The organism is Mycobacterium botniense, assembly GCF_010723305.1.
In the GTDB taxonomy this organism is placed as follows: Bacteria; Actinomycetota; Actinomycetes; order Mycobacteriales; family Mycobacteriaceae; genus Mycobacterium; species Mycobacterium botniense.
Genome location: NZ_BLKW01000004.1, coordinates 1,972,371 through 1,995,209 on the forward strand (window position 1 = coordinate 1,972,371; position 22,839 = coordinate 1,995,209).

Here is a 22,839-nt window from a genome sequence, read left to right on the forward strand (position 1 = left end):
TCCATCAGCGGGACCACTTGCCATGGCCACACAATCAGCAGCCCGGTCACGTCGACCGGCGTCAACACTAGAATAGTAAAATTGCGTTGCAGCGAATCTCGTCTCGTTCACGATCATCGCCCCTGACTTCGAGTGACCTGACGTCGACGATAAACTTTCACCGCCCGTCGCCACATCCCATTCCAGTAACCGGAGGGATTTGCGCTCGACGGGACTCACGTTCAGACCGGGTAGCGGCGAAATACATCGGCAACATGTTCTTCCTGCCCCGGTCATGATCGGCGCTCCCCACGACGGCCGTCCTGATCGACAGCGATTTGCGTCCGATCATCGAGAATGCGGATCAGGTGGTCACGGTTTTGACTGCTCATTGCGCCCTTCTCGCTCTTGTCGACGTGGCCTGGTCGGCTTCAGGTGTGTGTGCTGCCGACACGCCTACTCTCCGGAGCCCGACGTCAGCTCTCTGGGGCCGGATGTAGCGCACCCAGGCCAGGACGGCGGCGCCGATGTAGCACACCAAGAAGATCCAGAATGCCGGCGTCTCGGTGCCGGTGCTGTTATAGGACTGCCGCAGAACCAAGTTGATCCCCACACTGCCGAGCGCACCAAACGCTCCCGCTAATCCGATCAACGCGCCCGACCTGACACGCGCCCAGTCTTGGCGTTCAAGATCGCTGAGATTCAGTGCACGGCTGCGGGCTTCGAAGACCGAGGGGATCAGTTTGTACACCGCCGCCTTACCTATCCCGGTGAGGATGAACAATGCGATGAAGCCAATCACGTAGCCGGTCATCGTCGATAGCGTCACCGGGCCACGCGGACCATGAGTGAGATCGTGGTGGGCGCTGACCGCGATCACCAATCCTGCGGCGACGATTGCCCCGGCGAAGGCGCTGAGGGTGACGCGCCCGCCGCCGAAGTGGTCGCTTAGTCTGCCGCCGACGATGCGGGCCAGCGACCCCAGCAATGGCCCGATAAAAGCGATCTCGGCCGCGTGCAGCGCGGCCTGCCCGTTGGTTTGCCCACTGGCCACGAAGTTGTGCTGCAGTACCTGACCGAAAGCGAAGGCGAAACCCAAAAACGACCCGGAGGCGCACAAATACAGAAACGAGATCACCCACGAGTCCAACACCGGCACAATTGCCCGCAAGTTGGCTATCGACAGACCAGCGCGGTGCGCGACAACATTGTCCATAAACAGGGCCGCCCCCACACCCCCGATGGCCAGCAGCACCAAATAGATCGCGCATACCCAGTAGGGCGCCTCATGCCCAGCGGTGGCCAGCACCACCAATCCGACCGCCTGGATACCTGCCGACCCGAGGTTGGCCATCCCCGGTCAAACCCAGCGCAAAGCCCTTGAGCCGCTGTGGATACAAACCGTCGGCCTTGGCCAGCGACGCCGAATAATTACCACCACCCAATCCGGTCAACGCCGCACAGACCAGATACGGCCACAACGGCCAACCAGGATGCGCCAACAACACGATAGCCCCACAGGTGGGAATCAACAGCACCACTGAGGAAAACGTCGTCCAGTTGCGCCCCCCGAACCAGTTGACCGCCAGTGCATAGGGAATCCGCGCCAGCGCCCCGACCAGTGACGCGGTGGCGTCGATCAAAAGCTTGTCACCGGTGGAAAAACCGTAGACCGACTGCGGCATAAACAGCACCATCACCGACCACAAATACCAAACCGAAAAAGCAACATGCACATTCACGATCAACCAGAACAGATTCCGGCGAGCGATCGCATTGCCGCCGGCCTCCCAAGCCACAGCGTCTTCCGGATTCCACTCCGTGATGCGCGTACGCACCATACGGTGTTTCCCTTTCCGAGCTATCCGGCCTAGCCGTCAACCCATCTCGCAAGAAGCGGAACCGCGGTTCGCGTCAGGGTGGTCAATGATTCCGCATCTACCAAATCGGAACAACCTCGGTTTGGCGGTGTTTGGTCATCGCCACGTAGAACCCGCAGCAAGGATCGCCATCCGACGAGGCTCATCAGCCACAATGGTTGTCCAACGTGCGGGCCGAACTTCCTGGCGGCTGTTGCCGTGAGGACGGCACGTGCGTGGGCGGTCAACCAGGGCTCGTCGAGTCCGTGATTGAGAATCCGCAGCGCTGACTCAGCCGGGCGGACAACTGCGGGCGACGGGCACGTCAACGGCTCCGCAATCGGGGGATTCACCTGCGCGGTGGTCCCGCCCGCACCGACACCGTGGTCCTCACCATCGAGACCGATCGATCCGAGGGCAGCCCGATCGCCGCAAGGGAGCCCAAATCGCCGGGCACCGGCCGAACTGGTCGGCGCCAGGGGTTTAAACCGGCCGCAGGAGTCCACAACCGCTGTCGGAGATACCGGTGAACATCGAGCGGCCACTTTGTTGTTCCTCCGCGTCCCATGTGGCTGAACACAGCTGATCAGCCGGCTGATCTGCTTCACAGGGACCGTTGGCCGTCAATGTGACGTACGGTTCTGGCGAGCCCCACCGCCATCTCGCGCTGACAGTTGATGGCTTGACCATCCTGTCAGTACGACTTCACTTTTTCGAGGGTAAACCGACTAGCGGTCGCTCGACAACTCAGCATTGCCGATGCACAGCCGATTAACAGCTGATTTCACCGGCGCTACATCCAGCCGGGCATCCCGGCCCCGCAGAGATGCCCGGGTCTTCGCGGAGATACCGGGTGGGCTGCCAGACAACCCGATGCCACCCGAAGGACTTCCGGCGACGAGCCAGACTGGTGGGATCGCGGTGGTAAACGAGATGTTCGCGGCCAAGATCGCTGCGACGTGGCCGCTCCGGGCTGCGCCCGCACGGTCGACACTCAGCCTTTCTTGCTCCCCATCAAGCGACACATGCACATCGCCCGGCGCGCCGACACCCTCTCCCGAACGCCCGTTTACCGCGCCCCGCACCGCTACCTCATCAGCACTCGGCGGGCCCGAAAGCCGTTTCCCCTTTTTGTGATCTGCGCAGCCGACAGCGACGAGCTTTCCGCCGTTTCCACTCCATGAACCCTTGGGCAGTGAGGGGACGACCTAAAACAGTTTCTATCACGACATCACACCGCACGTACGCGTTTTCGTTGTCCCGCCACGTCGCTCGATATCGATACCACGGAATCCACGGATGCACGTGGTGCACAACATGGTAGTTCTGCGACAACATCAGCGGGGTGAGCAGCCACCCCATCCCGACGCGAGCCCGGCTGCAGCGGTAGCGATTGTCAACTGCCGTATCGCGCAGGCCGTGATGCGGCAGCCAGTCAAACCACCAGGCCAGTACGATGATGCCGATGCGCTGCGGGATCACGACTATCGCAGCGAGGGTCCACAAGTTCCCAGTAATAGCCGCCGCACTTGCCACCGCGATACACAGGCTCGACATCACAGCCGTCTCGGCGAGCTCATACGCTGGCCGCCGAGTTCGCAGGCGCCGCGTGTAATAGACCGCGTAGAACACGTCGGTGAATGCCCACCGAAACGGCAGCTGCCATAACGGAGCACGAGTTGCGAAGACATCCGGATCGTTTTCCTGATCATTGGCGTAGCGGTGATGAGCAAGGTGAATGAATGTGAACGATGAAAACGAAAACATCGGTGCAACAAATACCCACGCGAGCCGTCCCATCACCGCGTTGACCCAACCCGCTGTGCTGATCGAACAATGTATCGCTTCATGCACCACCGTGAACATCAGGTAAGTCACGGTGGTATTCACAGGTATTATTACCCATATCGGTGCCTTTTCGTGGATTGCGGCGATCGTCGAAATGACGAACACTACGAATCCGATCAGATATATCCCGATCGTCGGGACCGCAAAAATAGGCGTCGTTTTCCGTGGGGCAGGAAACCCACGAACATCACCCGGTAGAGGCGCCATCGAGTTTGGCCCTGCTGCGGGTTGCACTTTCGGTTGGAGGTCTAGTTCAGCAGACGGAGACTCCACAGATTGGATTTATACCATGCCTCTTTGTCATCAAATGACAATGACAACACGCGTGGCGCAAACTCGGGGCACTATCAACCCCGGTTGAGGCGGCAATGCGCAAACTTCTCCCGGCCCACCGCGAGATAACCTGGACGACGGTTGGCGCCGACAGTTCGGCGGTAGGTTGCGGTCAGGGCGTCTGGATTTCGGACCCGCAGGTGCCGGCCAGGGGCCGCAGCTTAGGTTAACAGCTGAGGTTAACCCCTAGCGGCGGTGGACATAGCTGCGGATCCCTGCCGTGGCCGCTCACCGAATTCCGCATGCCATTGGCGCCGCATCCAGTTCACCGCACAACCGTCGACTTGACATCACTGCGGCCCCGGGAGAACCCCACGCCATTGGCGCCGGCGCCCGGGTAACATCCCGCTGCAGTCGGCGCCGCCAGCCGCCAATACCGAGCTGACCTGCCCCCCAGCGGCGGAAAAAAATTCTGGTGCGAACCCGGTGTGGAGATACCTCGCTGCACATACTGTAAAAGTCCGCTGGAAATGTGCTGTGCATCAGCCGGGTTACGTTGCCGCATGATCGCCTGCAGGTTTCACTGTATCCGGTGTGCAGGACACCAGCATCCAGCCGGCTCAGGCAATGATGGCCGTGACATATCCCATAAAATGCGTGCCGCATCTCAAGGGCCGACAGACCTGCGGGAAAGATAGTATCGGATGGCTAATTTGGAGCTGATGTGACGGGGAGGGCCATGGGTGGCTGTTCGATTTCCGCCGATTTTCCCGATTGGGATTTTTGATTGCCGCGCTCAGTCCGTCGGCACCGTATCGGCCATCCTGGCCGGTGGCACCGTAGCGCGTTCTCATGTGTCGTCTCGCACGTTGGATTGCGCTCAGGCAGCCGCCCATTTAGCTGACCATAAAGACGACCGGCGGGGCGGTCTCGCCGAGCACCGCACAGTGACAACTGGTCACTGCCCGATTACGGACTCATCGATCCGTCAACCGATTAGCGCGCCCGGACAACGTGATCTGACGCCGACTGCGCTCGATGGCTCGTCTCACTATTCCCATCGGACGCCGCTGTGATTCACAGGTCCGCGATGGTGTATGGGCGGACGCTGCGGCCCAGACGCCCACCGGGGAACACCGCACCGCTTGGCTGCCAACCTCGCTCGCATGGTGTGCGCCCGCAAAGGAAGCTATCGCTCACTGCGGTGAGCACCGCTCCTCACGCTCGATGCCGACCAGACCTGCGAACGCCTTACGCGGACAGCGAATGCATCAAGGAATAACTCACCGTCACACCACTGTCGCCTGTGAAAGGAACTACCGCATGACACGTTCGCGTCATATCACGGAGTGGAATCCGGAAGACGCTGTGGCTTGGGAGGCCGGCGGCAATGCGATCGCTCGCCGGAATCTGTTCTGGTTGATCGTGAATGTGCATGTTGCTTTTTCGGTTTGGTATTTGTGGTCGGTGATGGTGCTGTTTATGCCGCAGTCGGTCTACGGTTTTTCCACCGGTGACAAGCTTTTGATCGACGCCACCGCGTCACTGGTCGGGGCGCTGGCGCGGATTCCCTATACGCTGGCGGCCAACTGGTTCGGGGGGCGCAACTGGACGACGTTTTCCTCAGTGGTGCTGTTGATTCCCACCTGTGGGGCTATCGTGTTGTTGGCGCATCCTGGTTGGCCGTTGTGGCCGTATCTGGTCTGTGCGGCGTTGACCGGATTGGGTGGTGGTAATTATTCGGCGTCGCTGGCCAAGGCCGACGGTTTGTATCCACAGCGGCTCAAGGGCTTTGCGCTGGGTTTGACCGGGGGGATGGCCAACCTCGGGTCGGCAGGTATCCAGGCGGTCGGATTGGTGGTGCTGGCCACCGCTGGGCATGAGGCGCCCTACTGGGTATGCGCGATCTATTTGGTGCTGCTGGCCATCGGGGGTGTGGGGGCGGCCCTGTTTATGGACAATGTTGTCGCGCACCGCGCTGGTCTGTCGATAGCCAACTTGCGGGCAATTGTGCCGGTGTTGGACTCGTGGGTGATCTCGTTTCTGTATTTGTGCGCCTCCGGGTCGTTTTTGGGTTTCGCCTTCGCTTTCGGTCAGGTACTGCAGCACAACTTCGTGGCCAGTGGGCAAACCAACGGGCAGGCCGCGCTGCACGCGGCCGAGATCGCTTTTATCGGGCCATTGCTGGGGTCGCTGGCCCGCATCGTCGGCGGCAGACTAAGCGACCACTTCGGCGGCGGGCGCGTCACCCTCAGCGCCTTCGCCGGGGCAATCGTCGCGGGTGGTTTTTTGGTCGTCGTGAGCGCTCACGATGACCTTACCCGCGCCCATGGCGGACCCGTGACCGCCGAAACCATGACCGGCTACGTGATTGGCTTCATCGCATTGTTCATCCTCACCGGGATAGGTAAGGCGGCGGTGTACAAACTGATCCCCTCGGTCTTCGAAGCCCGCAGTTACGCGCTGGGCCTCGACGACGCTCAACGCCGTAATTGGGCGCGTGTCAGGTCGGGTGCGTTGATCGGATTAGCGGGAGCGTTTGGTGCGCTCGGCGGTGTGGGGATCAACTTGGTTCTGCGGCAGTCCTATAACAGCACCGGCACCGAGACGCCGGCATTCTGGATCTTCTTGGTGTGCTACATCGGCGCCGCCGTCCTGGCCTGGGTGCGCTACATCCGCCCGCACCGCGCACACAAGCTCGCACCCGGTCCGCAGCAGCCAAGTGCACCAGAACGGGTTAAGGCGTGACCACTTATGCGGTGGTCGCTCGGCCCCTTGAGGCGGAACCTGCTTCGGTTGCCAGCGGCTCGGTGTTTCACTCGGGGCTCATCGCCGACCCGAGTGGCGCGGAATTTTGTGCACACCGCGCCGATGCCGGTGAGTGCGTTGCCAGGTCATGTTGCCAGGTCATAGGACAATGGGGCAAAGGTCATCGGGGATGTGACCGGCCGAATCTGCATCGCGTCATCTGATGCGTGCTGTGCACGAGTTGGTTCATGCCCCCGCTAATTTGGCGCTCAATCCAGAACGGCCGGGTCAAGAACGGGCAGATGGGGACACGACTGTGGGCTTCCACGGAATCCGCGTGTGGTGGCCGACGGTCGGGCCCGCGGATCGTGCCGGGACATGCGGCAACACCGGGATTTTGCCTTCCAGTGCGCGACTCGCCGCGCTGACACCGCAGGCGTGTGATTCGGCGCAAGGTTGTCGGCATCATGTCGGGCTTTGACGCTAACTTATGACAGGCCCGCAATCAGCCCACATACTTCCATTCACCCACACCGAAGCCCGGCCGCTATCACCGTGAAAAACAGCAAAAACAGCAAAAGAAAGATAACCGCGCGCGGTGTCACACCGTGATGTTCTTCACCGTGTCCGGAAACCGGCGTGGCCTTGGCCGATGATCGGCCGGCTGAACAGAAAAGCAAGCGCTAGAGCTCCTGAGCCTATGGCCGCCGAGATAGGGTAGCTTATATTGGGTGAATGGAGAACAAGAGGTAAAAGGCCGATCGCAAGTGCGGGCGGCATGTGTATATGTAAAAGGCGGAGCACAATAATACCGGACATCATTCCGAATGCTGCGGCGAGTCCACTACTTCCAAATAGGCTGACAGCGAGCCATCCTGTGGATGATACCAAAAAGCAGATGACTGGAATAGCGAACGGTTTTCTGGCCCAGGGGCATGATGTCGGGTGAGCAAACATCTCGTACGCCAAAACAATAAGCGGGGGGAACAAGATAAGGCGGAGACCTGAAGCCGCGGCGCAGACGGCCAGAACCGTTAAAAACAGGAAGAACGGCAGAATCCAAATATCTGCGGTGGGCGGACCGTCGAGGAAGTCGGCGCAGTGGCGACCTGACACTTTCGGACAGTCGCGATCCATCCGCAGATAACGATTTCGCCACGGCAACACAATGCCAACCAAGACGACTAGACCAAGCGCTATCGATGCGGGATAAAACCAACTTTTGAGACCCAAAACGAGCGGTAACGTGCCGGCTGCAATCGCCGGAGCGACCGTCGACCGCAGCACCGCCAAAAGAAGCAGACACAGGGCGACAACCAATAAAACCGTCAGCGCGTGATAAGGAGCTCCCCGTGTGATCGCTATACCGAGTGCCGCCGCCAAGGTTGGTGCGGCAATTAGCCGTCCGGGCCGGCGCGCCCACTTTCCCCACGGCCTGGTCAACACCTCATACGACAGCGCCGCAAGCCCCGGAAACAACAGATAACGTCCGCCGCTGTACTGCGCTGCTGCCGCGAGTGCCACAATGTAGAGCACGGCCACGATAGTCATGGCGAGGCGGCCCGGCAGAGCCCGATTGACCATCGACTCTGCAACCCTCCCTGTCATGCCGCACCTTCTCGGCGAAATCCGGCGGGTCGGCACGTCCCTACCAGCCTAGAGCCACTCCGAGCGGTGTCACCCCGTGTCCTGCCCGTGCGCGCATTCCTCGCCAAGGATCTGCCGAGCACTACGATCACAGCGCCCGCTGCACGTACGCCACACCCCCTGACCGATCCCGCCATCCCGCTGAGCCCCGAACGACACCCACGCTGGGCACGTTCCCGCTCCGCGCCCGCGGCACCAGCGCGGCAGCACGTGTCGTGGTCACACGCGTCCTTCCCCGTGCGACGGCCCGTCGACGTGATGCGCAAGCCCCGGGCGTTGACAGCTGCCGCACCAGGTGGTTAACTACTAGGTGAGTCCAGTAAAAATTACCAATTTTACCAGGATTCATCCCGCAGTCATCCGCTTGACTGCGCACCCGTAGACGCGGACACGCTGGCGCTCGCCAGCGACCGAGGCACTGCCCACCACTGCGCCCCGTCCGGCGCTCATACCGCGCGCAGATCTGCAAGCGCACAACACTCGAGAAGAGGAGAACAATGCCAGGACTTGAAACCCCGGACGGACCGAAATTGGTCGACCTTTTGGTTGGTGAAAAGCGTGCCCAAGAACTCAAAAGCGCGAGCGCAATGTATAAAAGCTGGGATCTCACGCCCCGCCAGATATGTGACCTAGAGCTTTTACTCAATGGCGCATTTTCACCCCTTCGCGGGTTCATGAACAAGGCCGATTATGAAAGCGTCTGTCAGGTGATGCGACTAGCGGACGGAACGCTGTGGCCAATGCCGATTACCCTCGACGTCGATGAGAATTTCGCAAAAAGTATAGACATCGGTGAGAAAGTGGCCCTGCGCGATCAGGAAGGCGTGGTCCTCGCCGTACTGACTGTCGACGATATCTGGAAGCCGGACAAATCGAGAGAAGCCGAACAGGTATTTGGTAAAGATGATACATTTCACCCGGCTGTCGCGTACTTGCACAACACGGCAGGGGATTATTACATCGGCGGTAAGCTCGAAGGGCTGCAACTTCCGGTCCACTACGACTTCAATGATCTTCGCTATACACCCCAGCAGCTCAGGGACCATTTCAAAAAAATGCGCTGGACTAAAGTCGTGGCATTCCAGACCCGGAATCCGACGCACCGTAACCACGTCGAAGCTATGCTGCGGGCGGCTAAAAAAGCCGAGGCCGCCATATTGATTCACCCCGTCGTCGGTATGACCAAACCAGGCGATGTCGACTACTACACACGCGTGCGTGTCTATAAAGCCGTGATCAATCGCTTCCCAACGTCAACGGCCATGATCTCGTTGCTGCCTCTGGCGATGCGGATGGGTGGACCGCGGGAAGCTGTCTGGCATGCCATTATTCGCAAAAATTACGGAGCAACGCACTTCATCGTTGGTCGTGATCACGCCGGACCGGGTAAAGACTCTCGCGGTAACTACTTCTACGATCCATTGGCAGCTATGGCACTGGCAAAGAAGTACGCCGATGAAATCGGGATCGAGATTATGGAAGCCGGTTACCTGGTGTACGTGAAGGAACTCGACAAATATGTCGAATCCACGGAGGTGCCCGCGGGCATGGACGTAATGAATATCTCCGGTACCGAACTACGGGCACGCTTGGCAGACGGCCGTGAACTCCCCGAATGGTTCACATATCCAGAGGTAGCTGCCGAACTGCGGCGTACTTACAAACCGCGTGATAAACAGGGCTTCACCGTGTTCTTTACCGGTTTGTCCGGATCCGGCAAATCAACTATTGCCAATGCCTTGATGGCCAAGATGATGGAGCGCGGCGACCGCACGGTGACGCTGCTGGATGGCGATATAGTCCGCAAGCACCTCTCGAGTGAACTCGGGTTTTCGAAAGAAGACCGTGACCTCAACGTGCTGCGGATCGGCTATGTGGCCGCGGAGATTTCCAAACATGGCGGCGTTGCCATTTGTACACCGATCGCGCCGTATGATGACACACGGAAGAAAGTTCGTAATATGGTCCTCGAACAACGTGGTGCATTCGTTCTGGTCCATGTCGCGACGCCGCTCGATATTTGCGAAGCACGTGATCGCAAAGGGCTGTATGCCGCGGCCCGAGCCGGCCGGATCAAAGAATTCACCGGAATCTCCGACCCCTACGAAGAACCTGCCGACGCTGATATCACGCTGGACACTACTGAACAAACGGCGGAAGAGCTTGCCAATCAACTCATGCTGCATTTGCACGAAAAAGAAGGCTTGTTGGCGTAATGACCGGAATCGTGTGGCCGGACAGGGGGCTGGTTGGCGCACCGCTTTGTATCCGATTATCGACACACCGGTTGCTAACCGGAGGGTGATCTCAGCATGAGTCCGAGCCGATCAGAAGAACTGTTAGAAGAAATGGTCCGCATTGCCGGGCGGGCGGGCAGCGCCATTATGAACGTTTATGGATCGGATGATTTTGCGGTGGAGTTGAAGTCCGATCATTCGCCTGTGACACGCGCCGACAAGGCGGCACACAAAATTATTGCCGAAGAATTAGCTCGGATCAGCGACTATGACATCATCTCAGAAGAAAGTGACAACCGGATACCGACAACCGATCCCTACTGGCTCATTGACCCGCTGGACGGCACGAAAGAGTTTATCAAACGCAATGGAGAATTCACCGTCAATCTCGCTTTGGTGCGCGGTAAGAGACCGATTCTCGGCGTCGTCTATGCGCCGGCGCTGAATGTATGTTATTGCGGTAATGTTAAAAAAGGCGAGGCGTTTAAGATCACCGGGGACAAGAAAGCAAAGATTCAGGCTCTTCGTCCTGCCGGACGGCCGAAGGTTGTCGTCAGTCGCTCGCATATCAACGATCAGACGCAGGCGCTCGTCGAATCGGTTGGCGACCATGACGAGGTGGCCATGGGTTCGTCACTTAAACTGTGCCTGGTCGCCGAAGGCGCGGCCTCACTTTATCCCCGGCTCGGTCCGACATCACTATGGGATACGGCGGCGGCCGATGCTGTCGTCACAGCTGCCGGGGGCCACGTAACTAATGTCACTACAGGTCAGGATTTAGAGTACGACCCCTGGCGAACCGTCATTAATGACGCCTTTGTCGTTGAAAGCGCAGACCGAAAAATCCCATGGAAACGGCCGTCATGATCTGATCGCATCGCCAGCACTCACCACGACCACCGCGCAGACTACGGGTAACCATCTCCACCGATACCCTGGCGGTCGTGACCATTTGGCAGCACACCGGCCCGCCCGGGTGACCAGCCGGCGACACACCAGCGGAATAGCGGGTTGCCCTCGCATGCGGCCTCATCGCGCCGCAGCTGGTGGACGGCGCCGCCGGGGTGGTCACGATGGTGCGGACGAATAACGCGACAGGGCCATTCACGGGTGATCGGTGACGTCACCCCGACTCTTCCTGGCGCTATCTCCACCAGCCGGTGGCACAATTCACCAAATGCGCATGTCGGCCAAGGCGGAATACGCGGTGCGGGCGATGGTGCAGCTTGCCGCCGCCGACTGCGGAACGCTGATGACGACGGACGACCTCGCGACAGCCCAAGGTATACCGCCGCAGTTCCTCGTCGACATCCTCTCGGATTTGCGCGCCGACCGTCTGGTACGCAGCCATCGCGGTCGCCAGGGAGGATACGAACTCGCCCGTCCTGCCACCGAGATCAGCATTGCCGACGTCCTGCGCTGCATTGACGGTCCCCTCGCCAGCGTCCGCGATGTCAGACTCGGTGACCTGCCCTACTCCGGGCCTACCCAGGCGCTGGCCGACGTCTGGCGGGCACTTCGCGCCAGTATGCGCTCGGTACTGGAGAAAACGACCCTGGCAGATGTTGCGAGGGGTTCGCTACCAGCACACGTGACGCAGCTGGCCGCCGAGTATCGCGAGCAGGAACGCGTGTCCCGCTACCGCATCGATGACTGACCCCGGGGCCGTGGCTAATTTCGCTGCGGATTGGCCCGGTTGAGAAACAGCTCGCAGCTGAGTTGGCCGGCGCTCCTGAGAAAGTGTCATGACCAGCTATCACGTACACCGCTTCGGCCGTCGCGAATACTGCGCGCAGGCCCGTTCGATCAAACCACCGCCCCGCCATCAGCGACGCGGCCGTCGCGGTGACCCGTGAGCCGTGGCGGCCCCGCGACCGGAGATTTCGAGCAGTGCCTTCTCCAGAGATTCGCGGGTTTCATCCCACGTCATCGCAGTACTCGTCGGCCCGAAGCACGGTACCGCCCCAGGGTGAGGTTACCTCAGTGACATTCCCGGCGCGGAAACCGTCGAGCCGACCACGTGCTGGGCGCGAAAAACCGGGCTAATCAGACTAAAGGGTGCCAATCACAACGTTTCAACTGTCAGCAACGGGATATTGCACCGTGTGGAATCATGACTTAGGCGTCCACGGTCACGATGCCGACGCGGCAGGGGCCGTTAATGTTCGACGCTATTGACAATTACCGTCGAAGTTGCGAAACGGGGACAACGTCGTGAACGAAGTGAATGTCGGCGCGGGGGGCTCGCCGCCCGAGACGGCGACGCCAGACCCGGCGAATATTTTCGCCGCGCTGGCCGAAATCATCTACCAGGGCTCGGATCCCGCCGAAGTGTATGCGGCCATCTGCATCGCAGCGACCCTGGTCGTCCCCGGCTGCGATCATGCCAGCCTGCTGGTGCGCCGCAACGATCACTACGTCACGATCGGGGCCAGCGACCGGATCGCTCAGCGCATCGACGATCTTGAACGCACCGTCGGTGATGGGCCCTGCCTCGACGCGATCGAGGAGGAAACCCCTCAGATCGACACCGACTTAACGACACCGTCGGCCTGGCCCAATCTGGCCGCCCGCCTTGTTGCCGAGACACCAGTACGCGGAGCCATGGGGTTCCGCATCCTGGTGGACAAACGTAAGGTCGGCGCCCTCAACCTGTTCAGCGACACCCCCAACAGCTTCGACACCGAGTCCGCCCGGCGCGGCATTGTGCTGGCCTCGTTCGCCAGCGTGGCCATCAACGCCATCGCTTCCGGGGAAGACGCCGCTACCCTGCGTCATGGACTGCTGAGCAACCGTGAGATCGGTAAGGCCATCGGGATGCTGATGCTCTTAGACGACATCTCCGAGGAGGAAGCCTTCGACAAGCTGCGACGCTGCTCCCAAGAGATGAACATCAAGCTGGCCGATGTGGCGCGGGCGGTCATCGAAAACCGCGGTCGCCTGATCCTCAAACGCGATGGGCGCAGTCTCAACAGTTAGCGCGGCTCACCGGGCTACTCCGGCAGCCTCAGTTCGGGTTTCTCGACCTCTTCGATGTTGACGTCTTTGAAGGTGACGACCCGCACCTGCTTGACGAACCGGGCAGGCCGATACATATCCCACACCCAGGCGTCGGCCAGCCGCAGCTCGAAGTACACCTCACCGTCGGCGTTACGCGGCACCATCTCCACACTGTTCGCCAGGTAGAAGCGGCGCTCGGTTTCCACGACGTAGCTGAACTGGCCCACGATGTCCTTGTATTCGCGGTACAGCGAGAGCTCCATCTCGGTTTCGTATTTCTCGAGATCTTCGGCACTCATCTGCTCAGCCGTCCTTCTGCTGTGCCAAACTGTCCCGCTCGTTGGTGGGCCACGCGCACGGCCCACCTCGCCACCGGGCTAGTCCCATCTTTCCCTACCGCCATCGGCCGCGTTCGTTCGGTGGGTCGGCGTGAATTCGGCCAGCACCCGGCTACCCGCTCCGCTGGCCACCCGCCGCACGTTGATGAACGAGTACCGGTGTTCAGGGCACGGGCCCAGCCGCATTAGCGCCGCGCTGTGCGCAGGGGTGCTGTAACCTTTGTGCTCAGCAAACCCGTAGCCCGGGTGCTTGGCGTCCATCGCGACCATGGCCCGGTCTCGGCTCACCTTTGCCAGCACACTGGCTGCGGCGATGCAGGCCGCGGTCGCGTCGCCGTCGATCACCGGCAGCGACGGCATCGGCAATCCGGGCACGCGAAAACCGTCGCTGAGCACATACCCGGGCCGCACCGAAAGGCCAGCCACGGCCCGGCGCATGCCTTCGATATTGGCCGCGTGTACCCCGCGCCGGTCCACTTCCGCCGGTGAGATGAACACCACATGGTAGGCCAGCGCGGAGCGGCAAATCAGCGGGAACAACTTCTCTCGGGTCTTCTCGTTGAGCTTCTTCGAATCATCGAGCGCAGCGAGGCTTTCCCACCGTCCGGGGCCGAGCATGCAGGCCGCCACCACAAGCGGGCCCGCGCACGCCCCGCGACCCACCTCATCGACTCCGGCAACCGGTCCCAGACCACTGCGATACAGCGCGGACTCCAGGGTGCGCAGCCCGGCTGATTTACGGATCACCGTCCGCGGCGGCCACGTACCGGCCATGGCTAATTCCCCTGTTGTGGATCCACGGCGCGTATCAGGCCCCATCGCGATGGCGGCCACACGATGAACCGGGCCTTGCCGATGACATTAGCCACCGGAACGGTTCCCGACATCGGATCGCCGGTGCACAGCAAACCTTTCAAGGCATCAGCGGGGATGCTGGTACAGTGCGCACGCGAATCAGCGGAGTGGGTCCGGTTATCCCCCATCACCCACAGCCGGCCGGGCGGGACGGTGACCGGCCCGAACTCGCTGCCCAGGCACGGGTAGACCGACGGGTCGGCCATCAGCGTGGCCGGGTCCAGATACGGCTCTTTCACCGGCTTCCCGTCGACTGTCAAGCCGGTGTTGTTTCGGCATTGCACGGTCTGCCCGCCTACCGCGATGACCCGCTTGACCAGGTCGTTTTCGTCAGGAGGCACAAAGCCCACAAACGAGAGCGCGTTTTGCAGCCAGCGCAGGACGGTGTTGTGCGAGCGGATCGACTTGTATCCGGCGTTCCAGGCCGGGGGCCCCTTGAAAACGATGACGTCACCGGGACGGGGTGAGCTGAAACGGTAGCTGAGCTTGTCCACCATGATGCGGTCGCCGACGCAGCCTGAACAGCCGTGCAGGGTGGGCTCCATGGATTCCGACGGAATGAGGTACGGGCGCGCCACGAAGGTCAGCATGAGGTAGTAGAGAAGTACCGCGATCGACGCCAGCAGCACGGTTTCCCGGAAGACGGCTCGTTTCTTGCGTTTCGCCTCGTCGTCGGCGACTCCGTCGGTGCTTGCCGGGTCGCGGGTAGACACCCGGGGCTCGGCGGGAGGGGAGTCGGGCTGGCCTTCAGATGACGAATCCGTGGTTTCGGTCACGACATCAGCGTAGCCAGCAGCGTCGGCGGTACCGTGCGGCAATCAAGGTTCGGCTCAGCGCTTCTCCTTGATCTTGGCCTTTTTGCCACGAAGTTCTCGCAGGTAGTACAGCTTGGCGCGGCGGACATCACCCCTGGTCACCACTTCGATGTGGTCGATGTTGGGCGAATGCACCGGGAAGGTGCGTTCCACTCCGACCCCATAGCTCTCCTTACGCACCGTGAATGTTTCGCGGACACCCCCGCCCTGGCGGCGCAGCACCACACCCTTGAACACCTGGATACGCTCTTTGGCGCCCTCGATCACCTTGACATGCACGTTGACCGTGTCACCGGGGCCGAAGTCCGGGATATCGTCACGCAGCGACGCTTTGTCGATGAAATCCAGCGTGTTCATCGGATACTTCCTTGCAAGTCGCGGCCACGGGCAACCACTCGCACCCGACAGGTGCCGGTGGTCGCCGCGCCGATGGGCTCAGGCTTCGGGGCGCATCTCGCAACCGTCGGGCACGCCCGCCCGGTGCAGACAACTGCTCAATTGTGCCAGATGGTGCGCGTGCGGCGGAAATCACAGCACCCAACGGCAACACCCCAGATGCGGTGCGGGTTCGGGCGCGCTGAGCGGGGCCGCTATCCGACACGCCGGGCAGACGGCTGTGCCGAACCCGGATTTGTGGTCTGCTGGTGCCGAGGAGGGCTATGCGAGCGCACTCACCCCTGGTGCTGGCCACCGTCACCGCGGCGGTGCTGCTGGTGTCCGGGTGTGAGGCGAAGGTGTACGGCGTGCCCGTGCGGGTCTCCGCCACACCTGCGGCGACTCTGGCATCGCCGTTGGCCCGGGCGATTCTGCCGTCTCTGGCGCCACCGGACGCCGCGTTCGCCGGGCTCCGGGCACGCATCCAGCGGGCCACTGAAGAAGCCGCCGGCGACGGCGCCACCATCTCGGTGGCGGTACTGGACCGTGCCACCCGCCAGATGGTCGCCAACGGCAACAGCGAGATCGTCGCCACCGCGTCGGTCGCCAAGCTGTTCATCGCGGACGATCTGCTGCTGCGGGAGGCCCAGGGCAAAGTCAGCCTTGCACCGCAAGACCGCCGGTCACTGGAGGTCATGCTGCGGTCATCCGACGACGACGCAGCCGAGAAATTCTGGAATCAAGACGGCGGCAACGCCATCATCACCCAGGTCGCCGCGCGCTACGGACTGGCCTCGACCATCCCGCCCGGTGACGGGCGTTGGTGGAACACGGTCAGCTCAGTGCCCGATCTGATCCGTTATTACGACATGTTGCTCGACGGTTCCGGCGGCCTGGCGCCGGAACAGACCGACATCATCATCAGCAACCTGGCCCGGTCCACCGCCACCGGAATCGACGGCTACCCGCAGCGGTTCGGCATCCCGGATGGCTTGTACGCCGAACCGGTTGCGGTCAAACAGGGGTGGATGTGCTGCATCGGCGACAACTGGATGCACCTTTCGACCGGTGTGGTCGGCACAAACCGACGGTACGTCGTGGTGATCGAGTCGCTGCAGCCGTCCGATGACGGTGTCGCGCGCGCGACAATCACCCACGCCGTTCAGACCATCTTTCCCGGCGGCAGAATCTGATCTTCACCCGTCGACGCGTCAGCGCAGATTCCGCCGGCGACATCGCACCCGCAGCTGCGCCTAAAGCAGGTCCGGACGGTGTTCACGGGTGCGTTGCAACGAGGCCGCCCGGCGCCATTGCGCGATGCGTGCGTGGTCACCGGACAGCAGCACCGCGGGCACATCCAGGCCGCGCCAGGTCGGCGGCCGGGTATAACACGGTCCCTCCAGCAGGCCCTGCGAATGCGAATCGTCCTGAAGTGATTCCGGATTGCCGACGACACCCGCTACCAGCCGGACCACGGCCTCAATCATCACCAGGGCCGCTGGTTCTCCTCCGGGCAGCACATAGTCTCCGATGGAGACCTCCTCGACACGCATCCGCCGAGCGGCGTCCTCGATGACCCGCTGGTCGATCCCCTCGTAGCGGCCGCAGGCGAACACCAGATGCGCCTCGCCGCTCCACCGCCGCGCCGTCGCCTGGGTGAACAGCACACCAGCGGGGGTAGGCACAACCAAAAGCGTTTCTTGCGAACAGATTTCGTCGAGAGCTTCACCCCACACCGGGGCTTTCATCACCATCCCGGGACCCCCACCGTAGGGGACATCGTCGACCGACCGGTGCAGATCGTGGGTCCAACGCCGCAGGTCGTGCACGTGCAGGTCGATCAGCCCCGCCTGGATCGCCTTGCCCGTCAATGATTGACGCAGCGGCTCCAGATAGGCGGGGAAGATGGTGACGACGTCGATACGCACGGCTAGCTCAGATCCAGTAGACCCGCGGGTGGGTCGATCTCGACCGTCGCATCATCCAGCGATACCGACGTCACGATCGCTCGGACGAACGGCACCAGCACCTCCTGGCCGGTGCCGCATCGGATCGCCAACAACTCACCGGCGGCGGTGTGCAGCACTTCGGCAACGATGCCGACGTCCTGCCCCGCCGTGGTGCGGACCCGAAGGCCTTCCAATTGGTGGTCGTAGTAGGTGTCCGGCTCATCGATGGGTGGCAGGTCACCGGAATCGATGATGAATGAGCTTCCCCGCAGCGCATCGGCGGCGTCCCGGTCGGCCACCCCGGCCAATCGCAGCAGCAGCCGCGGCCCGTGCCGGCGGACCGCGTCCACGACATAGTGACGTTCCTGGTTGTCGGATCCCCTGGCGCGCAGCGCCGCGCCCGGCGCGAACCGCGCATCGGGGTCGTCGGTGTGCACTTCGACGACGACTTCGCCGCTGGTGCCGTGCGCTTTGACGACGCGCCCGACTAGTAGCTCCATGAGAGCTCCATCGCAGGGATTCGCTACTGGTCGGTGTCCACCACGTCCACGCGGATACCGCGGCCACCGATACCGGCGACCAGAGTGCGCAACGCGGTCGCGGTGCGTCCCCCGCGACCGATCACCTTGCCCAGGTCGTCAGGATGGACATGCACTTCGACCGTGCGCCCGCGCCGGCTGGTCACAAGACGCACGCGGACGTCGTCGGGATTGTCGACGATCCCACGGACCAGGTGCTCGACAGCGTCGACGATGACGGTACTCATGACACCGGTCAACGGTCGGTGGCCGCGTCGGCCCGGTCAGCGTCCCCGCCCGGCGGGTTTGTCTCCTCAGCGTGGCCGGGCCGCTCAGCCTCGTCCTGGTCCTCGTCGCCCGCGGCCTTCTTGGCGGCGGCTTTCTTCGCCGGACTCTTCTTCTTGGGCTTGGCGGCCTCGGTGGTGGGCGCACCTTCAGCGGCGGCGAGCGCGGCGTTGAACAGTTCCAGTTTGCTGGGCTTGGGTGGTGGTTTTCTCAACCGGCCTTCGGCGCCGGGCAGTCCCTTGAACTTCTGCCAGTCGCCGGTGATCTTCAGCAGCTTGAGGACGGGTTCGGTGGGCTGGGCGCCCACCGAAAGCCAGTACTGCGCACGCTCGGAGTTGATTTCGATAAGGCTCGGCTCTTCTTTGGGGTGGTAGCGACCGATGATCTCGATCGCACGCCCGTCCCGCCGGGTTCGCGCATCGGCGACGGCGATTCGGTACTGGGGGTTGCGGATCTTGCCAAGCCGCGTGAGCTTGATCTTCACAGCCATAATGACGCGAATACTCCTGTGGGTGTCACGCTGCAATTCAGCGGCCCGGGCAGGATGCCCGGACCCGGTTTTGCCTCGCGTGTGTGACCACCGCGCAGCAGTTCCTCGCACGGCGCACAAGCGCTTATTGTGCCAGAGCAATATCGGGTGGTCGAAATTCGCCCGGTGTCAGGGACGCCGGTCGAAGCATTTGATCTCGGTTCGGCGGCTCATCCGCCAACCCTCGGGTGTGCGGACGAACTCGTCGTCATACCAGAGACCCAGCAGCATGGTGCCGGGGCGCTCGCCCCCAAACACCATCGGGTTGAAACAGAACGTCCGCGCGGTGGCGGAGTCACCGGACAGCCGGATCGATGGCAGACCCAGCATATGCGCGTAATTGAGGAAGTTCGGCAGCACCTCGGCAAGCCATGCCTTCACCTGCGGGTAACGGCCGTCGATACCGCCCATCGCGCGGTAGTCGATATAGGCGTCCGGTGTGAATACGTGGTCGAGATCGTCGAATCGGCGCGTGTCGATCGCGGTGGAATAGGCGACCAGCAGCTGCTGGATCTCCAATCGGTCAGAAATTTCAGCCTGGCTCAACATGCCTTGATTCAACACTGTGCCCTCAGTGCTTGGCACCCGACCGGGCGCGGGGCCCGGGCCGTTAAGCTGGGCAGCCATGCGGACACTCTTGGCCGCTGCCGGCGTGGTCATATGCTGCGGCGCGGCCGCGGTCAGCGCGCGGGCCGACAACAGCGTGCAACCGGTGGGCTCGGTGCCGATACCGGAGGGGCCGGCACAAACCTGGATCGTCGCCGATATGGACAGCGGTCACGTGCTGGCCGCCCGAGACGAGAACGTGCGTCACCCGCCGGCCAGCACGATCAAAGTTTTGTTAGCGCTGGTGGCGCTCGACGAGCTGAGCTTAGATTCCACCGTGGTCGCCGACGAAGCCGACGCCAGCGTCGAGTGCAGCTGTGTCGGTGTCAGGGCCGGCCGCACCTACACCGCACGCCAACTCCTCGACGGGCTGCTGCTGGCCTCGGGTAACGACGCTGCCAACACGCTGGCGCACATGGTGGGCGGGGAGTCCGCAGCCGTGGCCAAGATGAATGCCAAGGCCCAAGCCCTGGGCGCGGTCAACACCCAGGCGTCCACCCCCTCGGGGTTGGACGGCCCCGCGGGCCCGGGTTGGTCGACCGCGCACGACTTGGCGGTCATCTTCCGGGCAGCGATGGCCAATCCGGTGTTCGCGCAGATCACCGCGGAGCCGTCGGCGACATTCCCCACCGATCACGGTGACCGCCAGCTGGTCAACCAGGACGAATTGCTGCAGCGCTATCCGGGCGCGATCGGCGGCAAAACCGGGTTCACCGATGCTGCCCGCAAGACGTTCGTCGGCGCGGCTGCGCGCAATGGTCGCCGGCTGGTCATCGCCATGATGTACGGGCTGGTACGTGACGGCGGACCGACGTATTGGGATCAGGCCGCCAGCCTGCTCGACTGGGGCTTCGCCCTTAACCCGCAGTCGAGCGTCGGCATGTTGTAGCGCGCCGAGTTCGAATTTCACGTGCGATTTGTCGAAATCGCTGGTCATCACGGTGGCAAGCATCGGCTCGGGGACGCTGCCGGTGCCCGGTAGTGCGCGCGGCGTCCAGGTCGTCGCGCTGCCCTTTGCGAGAACATGGTGGCGTGTTGCCGTGAGCTTTGCGTCGGTGCGCGCGGGCCGCCATGGGCTCGTCGTGCACCGCGTCGGTCGATGCGATCGGTGGCGATGCCGGCGTCGAGCAGTCGTGCCACGGTATCGTTCCGGCGCCGGCCATCTCAGAACCGCTGGGATTGGTGAGCACGCAGGAAGCGGCCCGATTTCAGCGTCTTTCCGTAGCCGTCGCGGAAACAGCCGTGCCGGCACACCACCACTCCGCCCACGCCGGTCGCGACAACGGCCGCGTCGTTGCGATTGACCAGACGCCGCAGGTCGCCGTAAAAGGGAACCGCCTCCTCGTGGTAACCATCCACCGAATCGTCCAGGGCCGCCGGGTCGATCACCGCGAAGTCGGCACGGTCGCCTTGACGTAACGTACCTGCGTCCAGCCCGAACCAGGCGGCCAGCTCACCGGTCAGCCGGTAAACGGCCTGTTCGAGGCTCAGGAACGGCGTTTTCGCCTGACCGGCATCCCGCACACGCTTGAGCAGCCGCAGTGCGAAGTTGTAGAACGCCATGTTGCGCAGGTGCGCGCCGGCATCAGAAAAGCCCATGTGAACCGTTGGCTCGGTGGCGAGCCGGTCGAGCAGTTTGGGCCGGTGGTTGGCAACGGTGGTGGTCCAGCGAACATTGCGCTCCCCGTTGTCAACCAGCACATCGAGGAACGCGTCAAGCGGATGCAATCCGCGCTCGTCGGCGATCGCCCCGAAACTTTTGCCGACCAACGTCTTGTCTGGGCAGTCAACGATCACCGCATCGTGGAAGTCGCGGTGCCACAACGTTGGTCCCAGCTTCTTACGGTCAAATTCACGCCGGAACTCGCGCCGATAATGGAGATCAGCCAGTAAAGCGTTGCGCTGCAGTTGATCACGAAGATGAAGAGCCGCGGTTCCGGCACCGAATTCCTCGAACACCGGCAGGTCGATTCCATCGGAATACAACTCGAACGGGACCGGAAGATGCTGGAACCGCACACGTGAGCCCAAAACAGCGTTGAGCACTCGGGTGCCAAGCCCGAATACCCGCGTGGCGCCGGGCATCGACTTGGCATCAGCCGACACCAATAGGCTCATGCGTACCGGTTTGCGGAGTCCCAACATCGGGCTGCTGGACAAGAAAAACAACAGCGCCGAGGCCGGGTTGGCGACATCCGGTGCACTCTGCAGGATGCGGCCACGTTCACGCAGCACGGAGATCAGCTTGCGCCGCTCGCGCCACGTCGCGAAGGTGGACGGTAGTGCGCGTGATCGGTAGCGGTCCCCGTCGAGCTTGTCGATAGCGGCGTCCATCCCCGACATGCCGAGCAACCCGGCGTCCAGCGCCTCGCCGAGCAGGCTGACCATCCGGTCCAGCTCGGTATTCGTCGGTGTGACACCGTCCTCAGTCGCGCGCCCGAGCCCCAGCACCGCAGTCCGTAGATCTGAATGCCCCAGCAGCGAGCTAACATTCGGCCCAAGCGGTAATTCATCCAGCGCTTTCACGTATTCGGCGGCCGTCGACCAGTTCTTTTTAGCGTGCAGCGCACCAACGACGAATTCGCGGGGCACCGCCTCAACCCGGCTGAAAAGATCCGCGGCATCCTCGGCGTCGGCGTATATGGTCGACAGTGAACAGTTGCCCAGCAGCACTGTGGTGACACCGTGCCGTACCGACTCGGGCAACCCGGGATTCAGCAGCACCTCGGCGTCGTAATGCGTGTGCACGTCGATGAAACCCGGAACGATCCACATCCCGGAGGCGTCGATGACCTCACGGCAGCCCGTCTCGTCCAGCGGTCCCGGCGAGACATCGGCCACCACGCCGTCGCGAATGCCCAAGGTGCAGGTCTGCGCTGGGCGGCCGGTGCCGTCAAACCACAAACCGTCACGGATGATCACGTCGTAGGTCATCGGCCCTCCACCGCCGCAGGGTGCCGCGAGCATAGCCAAGGTAG

At 62.3% G+C, this 22,839-nt stretch carries 20 protein-coding genes and 1 pseudogene; 8 read left to right on the forward strand and 13 right to left on the reverse strand.

From position 1 onward, the window contains the following. Window positions 1-367: 367 nt before the first annotated feature. A pseudogene (locus tag G6N08_RS19080) lies at window positions 368-1,820 on the reverse strand (MFS transporter). A 1,113-nt stretch (window positions 1,821-2,933) separates the two neighbouring features. Further along, a complete protein-coding gene (locus G6N08_RS19085) occupies window positions 2,934-3,893 on the reverse strand; it encodes a fatty acid desaturase (RefSeq protein WP_281352782.1) in 960 nt (319 codons plus the stop codon). Between the two features lie 1,389 nt (window positions 3,894-5,282). On the opposite strand from G6N08_RS19085, the gene G6N08_RS19090 reads away from it, so the two are divergent. Beyond that, window positions 5,283-6,707: an MFS transporter gene (locus G6N08_RS19090; protein ID WP_163760027.1), complete on the forward strand. Its 1,425-nt coding sequence runs from the start codon at window positions 5,283-5,285 to the stop codon at window positions 6,705-6,707. Window positions 6,708-7,325: 618 nt separating this feature from the next. On the opposite strand, the gene G6N08_RS19095 is transcribed toward G6N08_RS19090, so the two are convergent. Next, the gene (locus tag G6N08_RS19095) at window positions 7,326-8,258 is read right to left on the reverse strand and encodes a hypothetical protein (RefSeq protein WP_371869070.1); all 933 of its coding nucleotides are present in this window, start codon (window positions 8,256-8,258) and stop codon (window positions 7,326-7,328) included. 593 nt (window positions 8,259-8,851) lie between these two features. Here G6N08_RS19095 and G6N08_RS19100 point away from each other — a divergent pair. The 5 genes from G6N08_RS19100 (at window position 8,852) to G6N08_RS19115 (ending at window position 13,570) form a co-directional block, all read left to right on the forward strand. Then, window positions 8,852-10,570 carry a bifunctional sulfate adenylyltransferase/adenylylsulfate kinase gene (locus G6N08_RS19100; protein WP_163760032.1) on the forward strand — a complete coding sequence of 573 codons (1,719 nt, stop codon included), beginning with the start codon at window positions 8,852-8,854 and terminating at the stop codon, window positions 10,568-10,570. A gap of 96 nt (window positions 10,571-10,666) precedes the next feature. Next, entirely contained in the window at window positions 10,667-11,458 is a 792-nt protein-coding gene (gene cysQ / locus G6N08_RS19105; protein WP_163760035.1) for a 3'(2'),5'-bisphosphate nucleotidase CysQ, read from the forward strand. 310 nt (window positions 11,459-11,768) lie between these two features. Then, the gene (locus tag G6N08_RS19110; protein WP_163760038.1) at window positions 11,769-12,248 is read left to right on the forward strand and encodes an Rrf2 family transcriptional regulator; all 480 of its coding nucleotides are present in this window, start codon (window positions 11,769-11,771) and stop codon (window positions 12,246-12,248) included. Between the two features lie 188 nt (window positions 12,249-12,436). Continuing rightward, entirely contained in the window at window positions 12,437-12,637 is a 201-nt protein-coding gene (locus G6N08_RS21475; RefSeq protein WP_503826686.1) for a hypothetical protein, read from the forward strand. Between the two features lie 177 nt (window positions 12,638-12,814). Next, window positions 12,815-13,570 carry a GAF and ANTAR domain-containing protein gene (locus G6N08_RS19115; RefSeq protein ID WP_246216875.1) on the forward strand — a complete coding sequence of 252 codons (756 nt, stop codon included), beginning with the start codon at window positions 12,815-12,817 and terminating at the stop codon, window positions 13,568-13,570. Between the two features lie 14 nt (window positions 13,571-13,584). Here the strand turns inward: G6N08_RS19115 and G6N08_RS19120 are convergent, their stop codons facing one another. From G6N08_RS19120 to rplS, 4 genes are all read right to left on the reverse strand, one after another. Continuing rightward, window positions 13,585-13,890 (reverse strand): DUF2469 domain-containing protein, encoded by a 306-nt coding sequence (locus G6N08_RS19120; protein ID WP_012393608.1) that lies wholly within the window; start codon window positions 13,888-13,890, stop codon window positions 13,585-13,587. A 78-nt stretch (window positions 13,891-13,968) separates the two neighbouring features. Further along, window positions 13,969-14,703 (reverse strand): ribonuclease HII, encoded by a 735-nt coding sequence (locus G6N08_RS19125; protein WP_163760044.1) that lies wholly within the window; start codon window positions 14,701-14,703, stop codon window positions 13,969-13,971. Between the two features lie 2 nt (window positions 14,704-14,705). Continuing rightward, window positions 14,706-15,560: a signal peptidase I gene (lepB, locus tag G6N08_RS19130; RefSeq protein ID WP_163760048.1), complete on the reverse strand. Its 855-nt coding sequence runs from the start codon at window positions 15,558-15,560 to the stop codon at window positions 14,706-14,708. A 54-nt stretch (window positions 15,561-15,614) separates the two neighbouring features. Beyond that, window positions 15,615-15,956 carry a 50S ribosomal protein L19 gene (gene rplS, locus G6N08_RS19135; RefSeq protein ID WP_163760051.1) on the reverse strand — a complete coding sequence of 114 codons (342 nt, stop codon included), beginning with the start codon at window positions 15,954-15,956 and terminating at the stop codon, window positions 15,615-15,617. A gap of 302 nt (window positions 15,957-16,258) precedes the next feature. Here rplS and G6N08_RS19140 point away from each other — a divergent pair, with 302 nt between their 5' ends. Continuing rightward, window positions 16,259-17,167 (forward strand): serine hydrolase, encoded by a 909-nt coding sequence (locus G6N08_RS19140; protein WP_163760054.1) that lies wholly within the window; start codon window positions 16,259-16,261, stop codon window positions 17,165-17,167. A gap of 60 nt (window positions 17,168-17,227) precedes the next feature. Here G6N08_RS19140 and trmD read toward each other — a convergent pair whose 3' ends face one another. The 5 genes from trmD to G6N08_RS19165 form a co-directional block, all read right to left on the reverse strand. Further along, window positions 17,228-17,902, reverse strand: a complete 675-nt coding sequence (gene trmD, locus G6N08_RS19145; RefSeq protein ID WP_163760058.1) for a tRNA (guanosine(37)-N1)-methyltransferase TrmD — start codon at window positions 17,900-17,902, stop codon at window positions 17,228-17,230. A 2-nt stretch (window positions 17,903-17,904) separates the two neighbouring features. Beyond that, window positions 17,905-18,423 carry a ribosome maturation factor RimM gene (gene rimM, locus G6N08_RS19150; RefSeq protein WP_163760061.1) on the reverse strand — a complete coding sequence of 173 codons (519 nt, stop codon included), beginning with the start codon at window positions 18,421-18,423 and terminating at the stop codon, window positions 17,905-17,907. A 23-nt stretch (window positions 18,424-18,446) separates the two neighbouring features. Continuing rightward, window positions 18,447-18,689 (reverse strand): RNA-binding protein, encoded by a 243-nt coding sequence (locus tag G6N08_RS19155; protein WP_163760064.1) that lies wholly within the window; start codon window positions 18,687-18,689, stop codon window positions 18,447-18,449. An 8-nt stretch (window positions 18,690-18,697) separates the two neighbouring features. Beyond that, complete coding sequence (gene rpsP, locus G6N08_RS19160) at window positions 18,698-19,216, reverse strand: 30S ribosomal protein S16 (protein WP_163760066.1); 519 nt, start codon at window positions 19,214-19,216, stop codon at window positions 18,698-18,700. Window positions 19,217-19,384: 168 nt separating this feature from the next. After that, a complete protein-coding gene (locus tag G6N08_RS19165) occupies window positions 19,385-19,804 on the reverse strand; it encodes a nuclear transport factor 2 family protein (protein ID WP_163760070.1) in 420 nt (139 codons plus the stop codon). 76 nt (window positions 19,805-19,880) lie between these two features. On the opposite strand from G6N08_RS19165, the gene G6N08_RS19170 reads away from it, so the two are divergent. Then, window positions 19,881-20,750, forward strand: coding sequence for a D-alanyl-D-alanine carboxypeptidase family protein (locus G6N08_RS19170; RefSeq protein ID WP_163760073.1), 870 nt, complete (start codon window positions 19,881-19,883; stop codon window positions 20,748-20,750). A gap of 275 nt (window positions 20,751-21,025) precedes the next feature. Here the strand turns inward: G6N08_RS19170 and G6N08_RS19175 are convergent, their stop codons facing one another. Next, a complete protein-coding gene (locus G6N08_RS19175) occupies window positions 21,026-22,795 on the reverse strand; it encodes an N-acyl-D-amino-acid deacylase family protein (protein WP_163760075.1) in 1,770 nt (589 codons plus the stop codon). Window positions 22,796-22,839 lie beyond the last annotated feature (44 nt).

Excerpts from the sequence above, each read along its gene's own strand:
- G6N08_RS19085 (WP_281352782.1), bottom strand. The coding sequence starts at position 3,893 with ATGGCGCCTCTACCGGGTGATGTTCGTGGGTTTCCTGCCCCACGGAAA.
- G6N08_RS19090 (WP_163760027.1), top strand. The coding sequence starts at position 5,283 with ATGACACGTTCGCGTCATATCACGGAGTGGAATCCGGAAGACGCTGTG.
- G6N08_RS19095 (WP_371869070.1), bottom strand. The coding sequence starts at position 8,258 with ATGACTATCGTGGCCGTGCTCTACATTGTGGCACTCGCGGCAGCAGCG.
- G6N08_RS19100 (WP_163760032.1), top strand. The coding sequence starts at position 8,852 with ATGCCAGGACTTGAAACCCCGGACGGACCGAAATTGGTCGACCTTTTG.
- cysQ (WP_163760035.1), top strand. The coding sequence starts at position 10,667 with ATGAGTCCGAGCCGATCAGAAGAACTGTTAGAAGAAATGGTCCGCATT.
- G6N08_RS19110 (WP_163760038.1), top strand. The coding sequence starts at position 11,769 with ATGCGCATGTCGGCCAAGGCGGAATACGCGGTGCGGGCGATGGTGCAG.
- G6N08_RS19120 (WP_012393608.1), bottom strand. The coding sequence starts at position 13,890 with ATGAGTGCCGAAGATCTCGAGAAATACGAAACCGAGATGGAGCTCTCG.
- G6N08_RS19125 (WP_163760044.1), bottom strand. The coding sequence starts at position 14,703 with ATGGCCGGTACGTGGCCGCCGCGGACGGTGATCCGTAAATCAGCCGGG.
- rplS (WP_163760051.1), bottom strand. The coding sequence starts at position 15,956 with ATGAACACGCTGGATTTCATCGACAAAGCGTCGCTGCGTGACGATATC.
- G6N08_RS19140 (WP_163760054.1), top strand. The coding sequence starts at position 16,259 with ATGCGAGCGCACTCACCCCTGGTGCTGGCCACCGTCACCGCGGCGGTG.
- rimM (WP_163760061.1), bottom strand. The coding sequence starts at position 18,423 with ATGGAGCTACTAGTCGGGCGCGTCGTCAAAGCGCACGGCACCAGCGGC.
- G6N08_RS19155 (WP_163760064.1), bottom strand. The coding sequence starts at position 18,689 with ATGAGTACCGTCATCGTCGACGCTGTCGAGCACCTGGTCCGTGGGATC.
- rpsP (WP_163760066.1), bottom strand. The coding sequence starts at position 19,216 with ATGGCTGTGAAGATCAAGCTCACGCGGCTTGGCAAGATCCGCAACCCC.
- G6N08_RS19165 (WP_163760070.1), bottom strand. The coding sequence starts at position 19,804 with ATGTTGAGCCAGGCTGAAATTTCTGACCGATTGGAGATCCAGCAGCTG.
- G6N08_RS19170 (WP_163760073.1), top strand. The coding sequence starts at position 19,881 with ATGCGGACACTCTTGGCCGCTGCCGGCGTGGTCATATGCTGCGGCGCG.
- G6N08_RS19175 (WP_163760075.1), bottom strand. The coding sequence starts at position 22,795 with ATGACCTACGACGTGATCATCCGTGACGGTTTGTGGTTTGACGGCACC.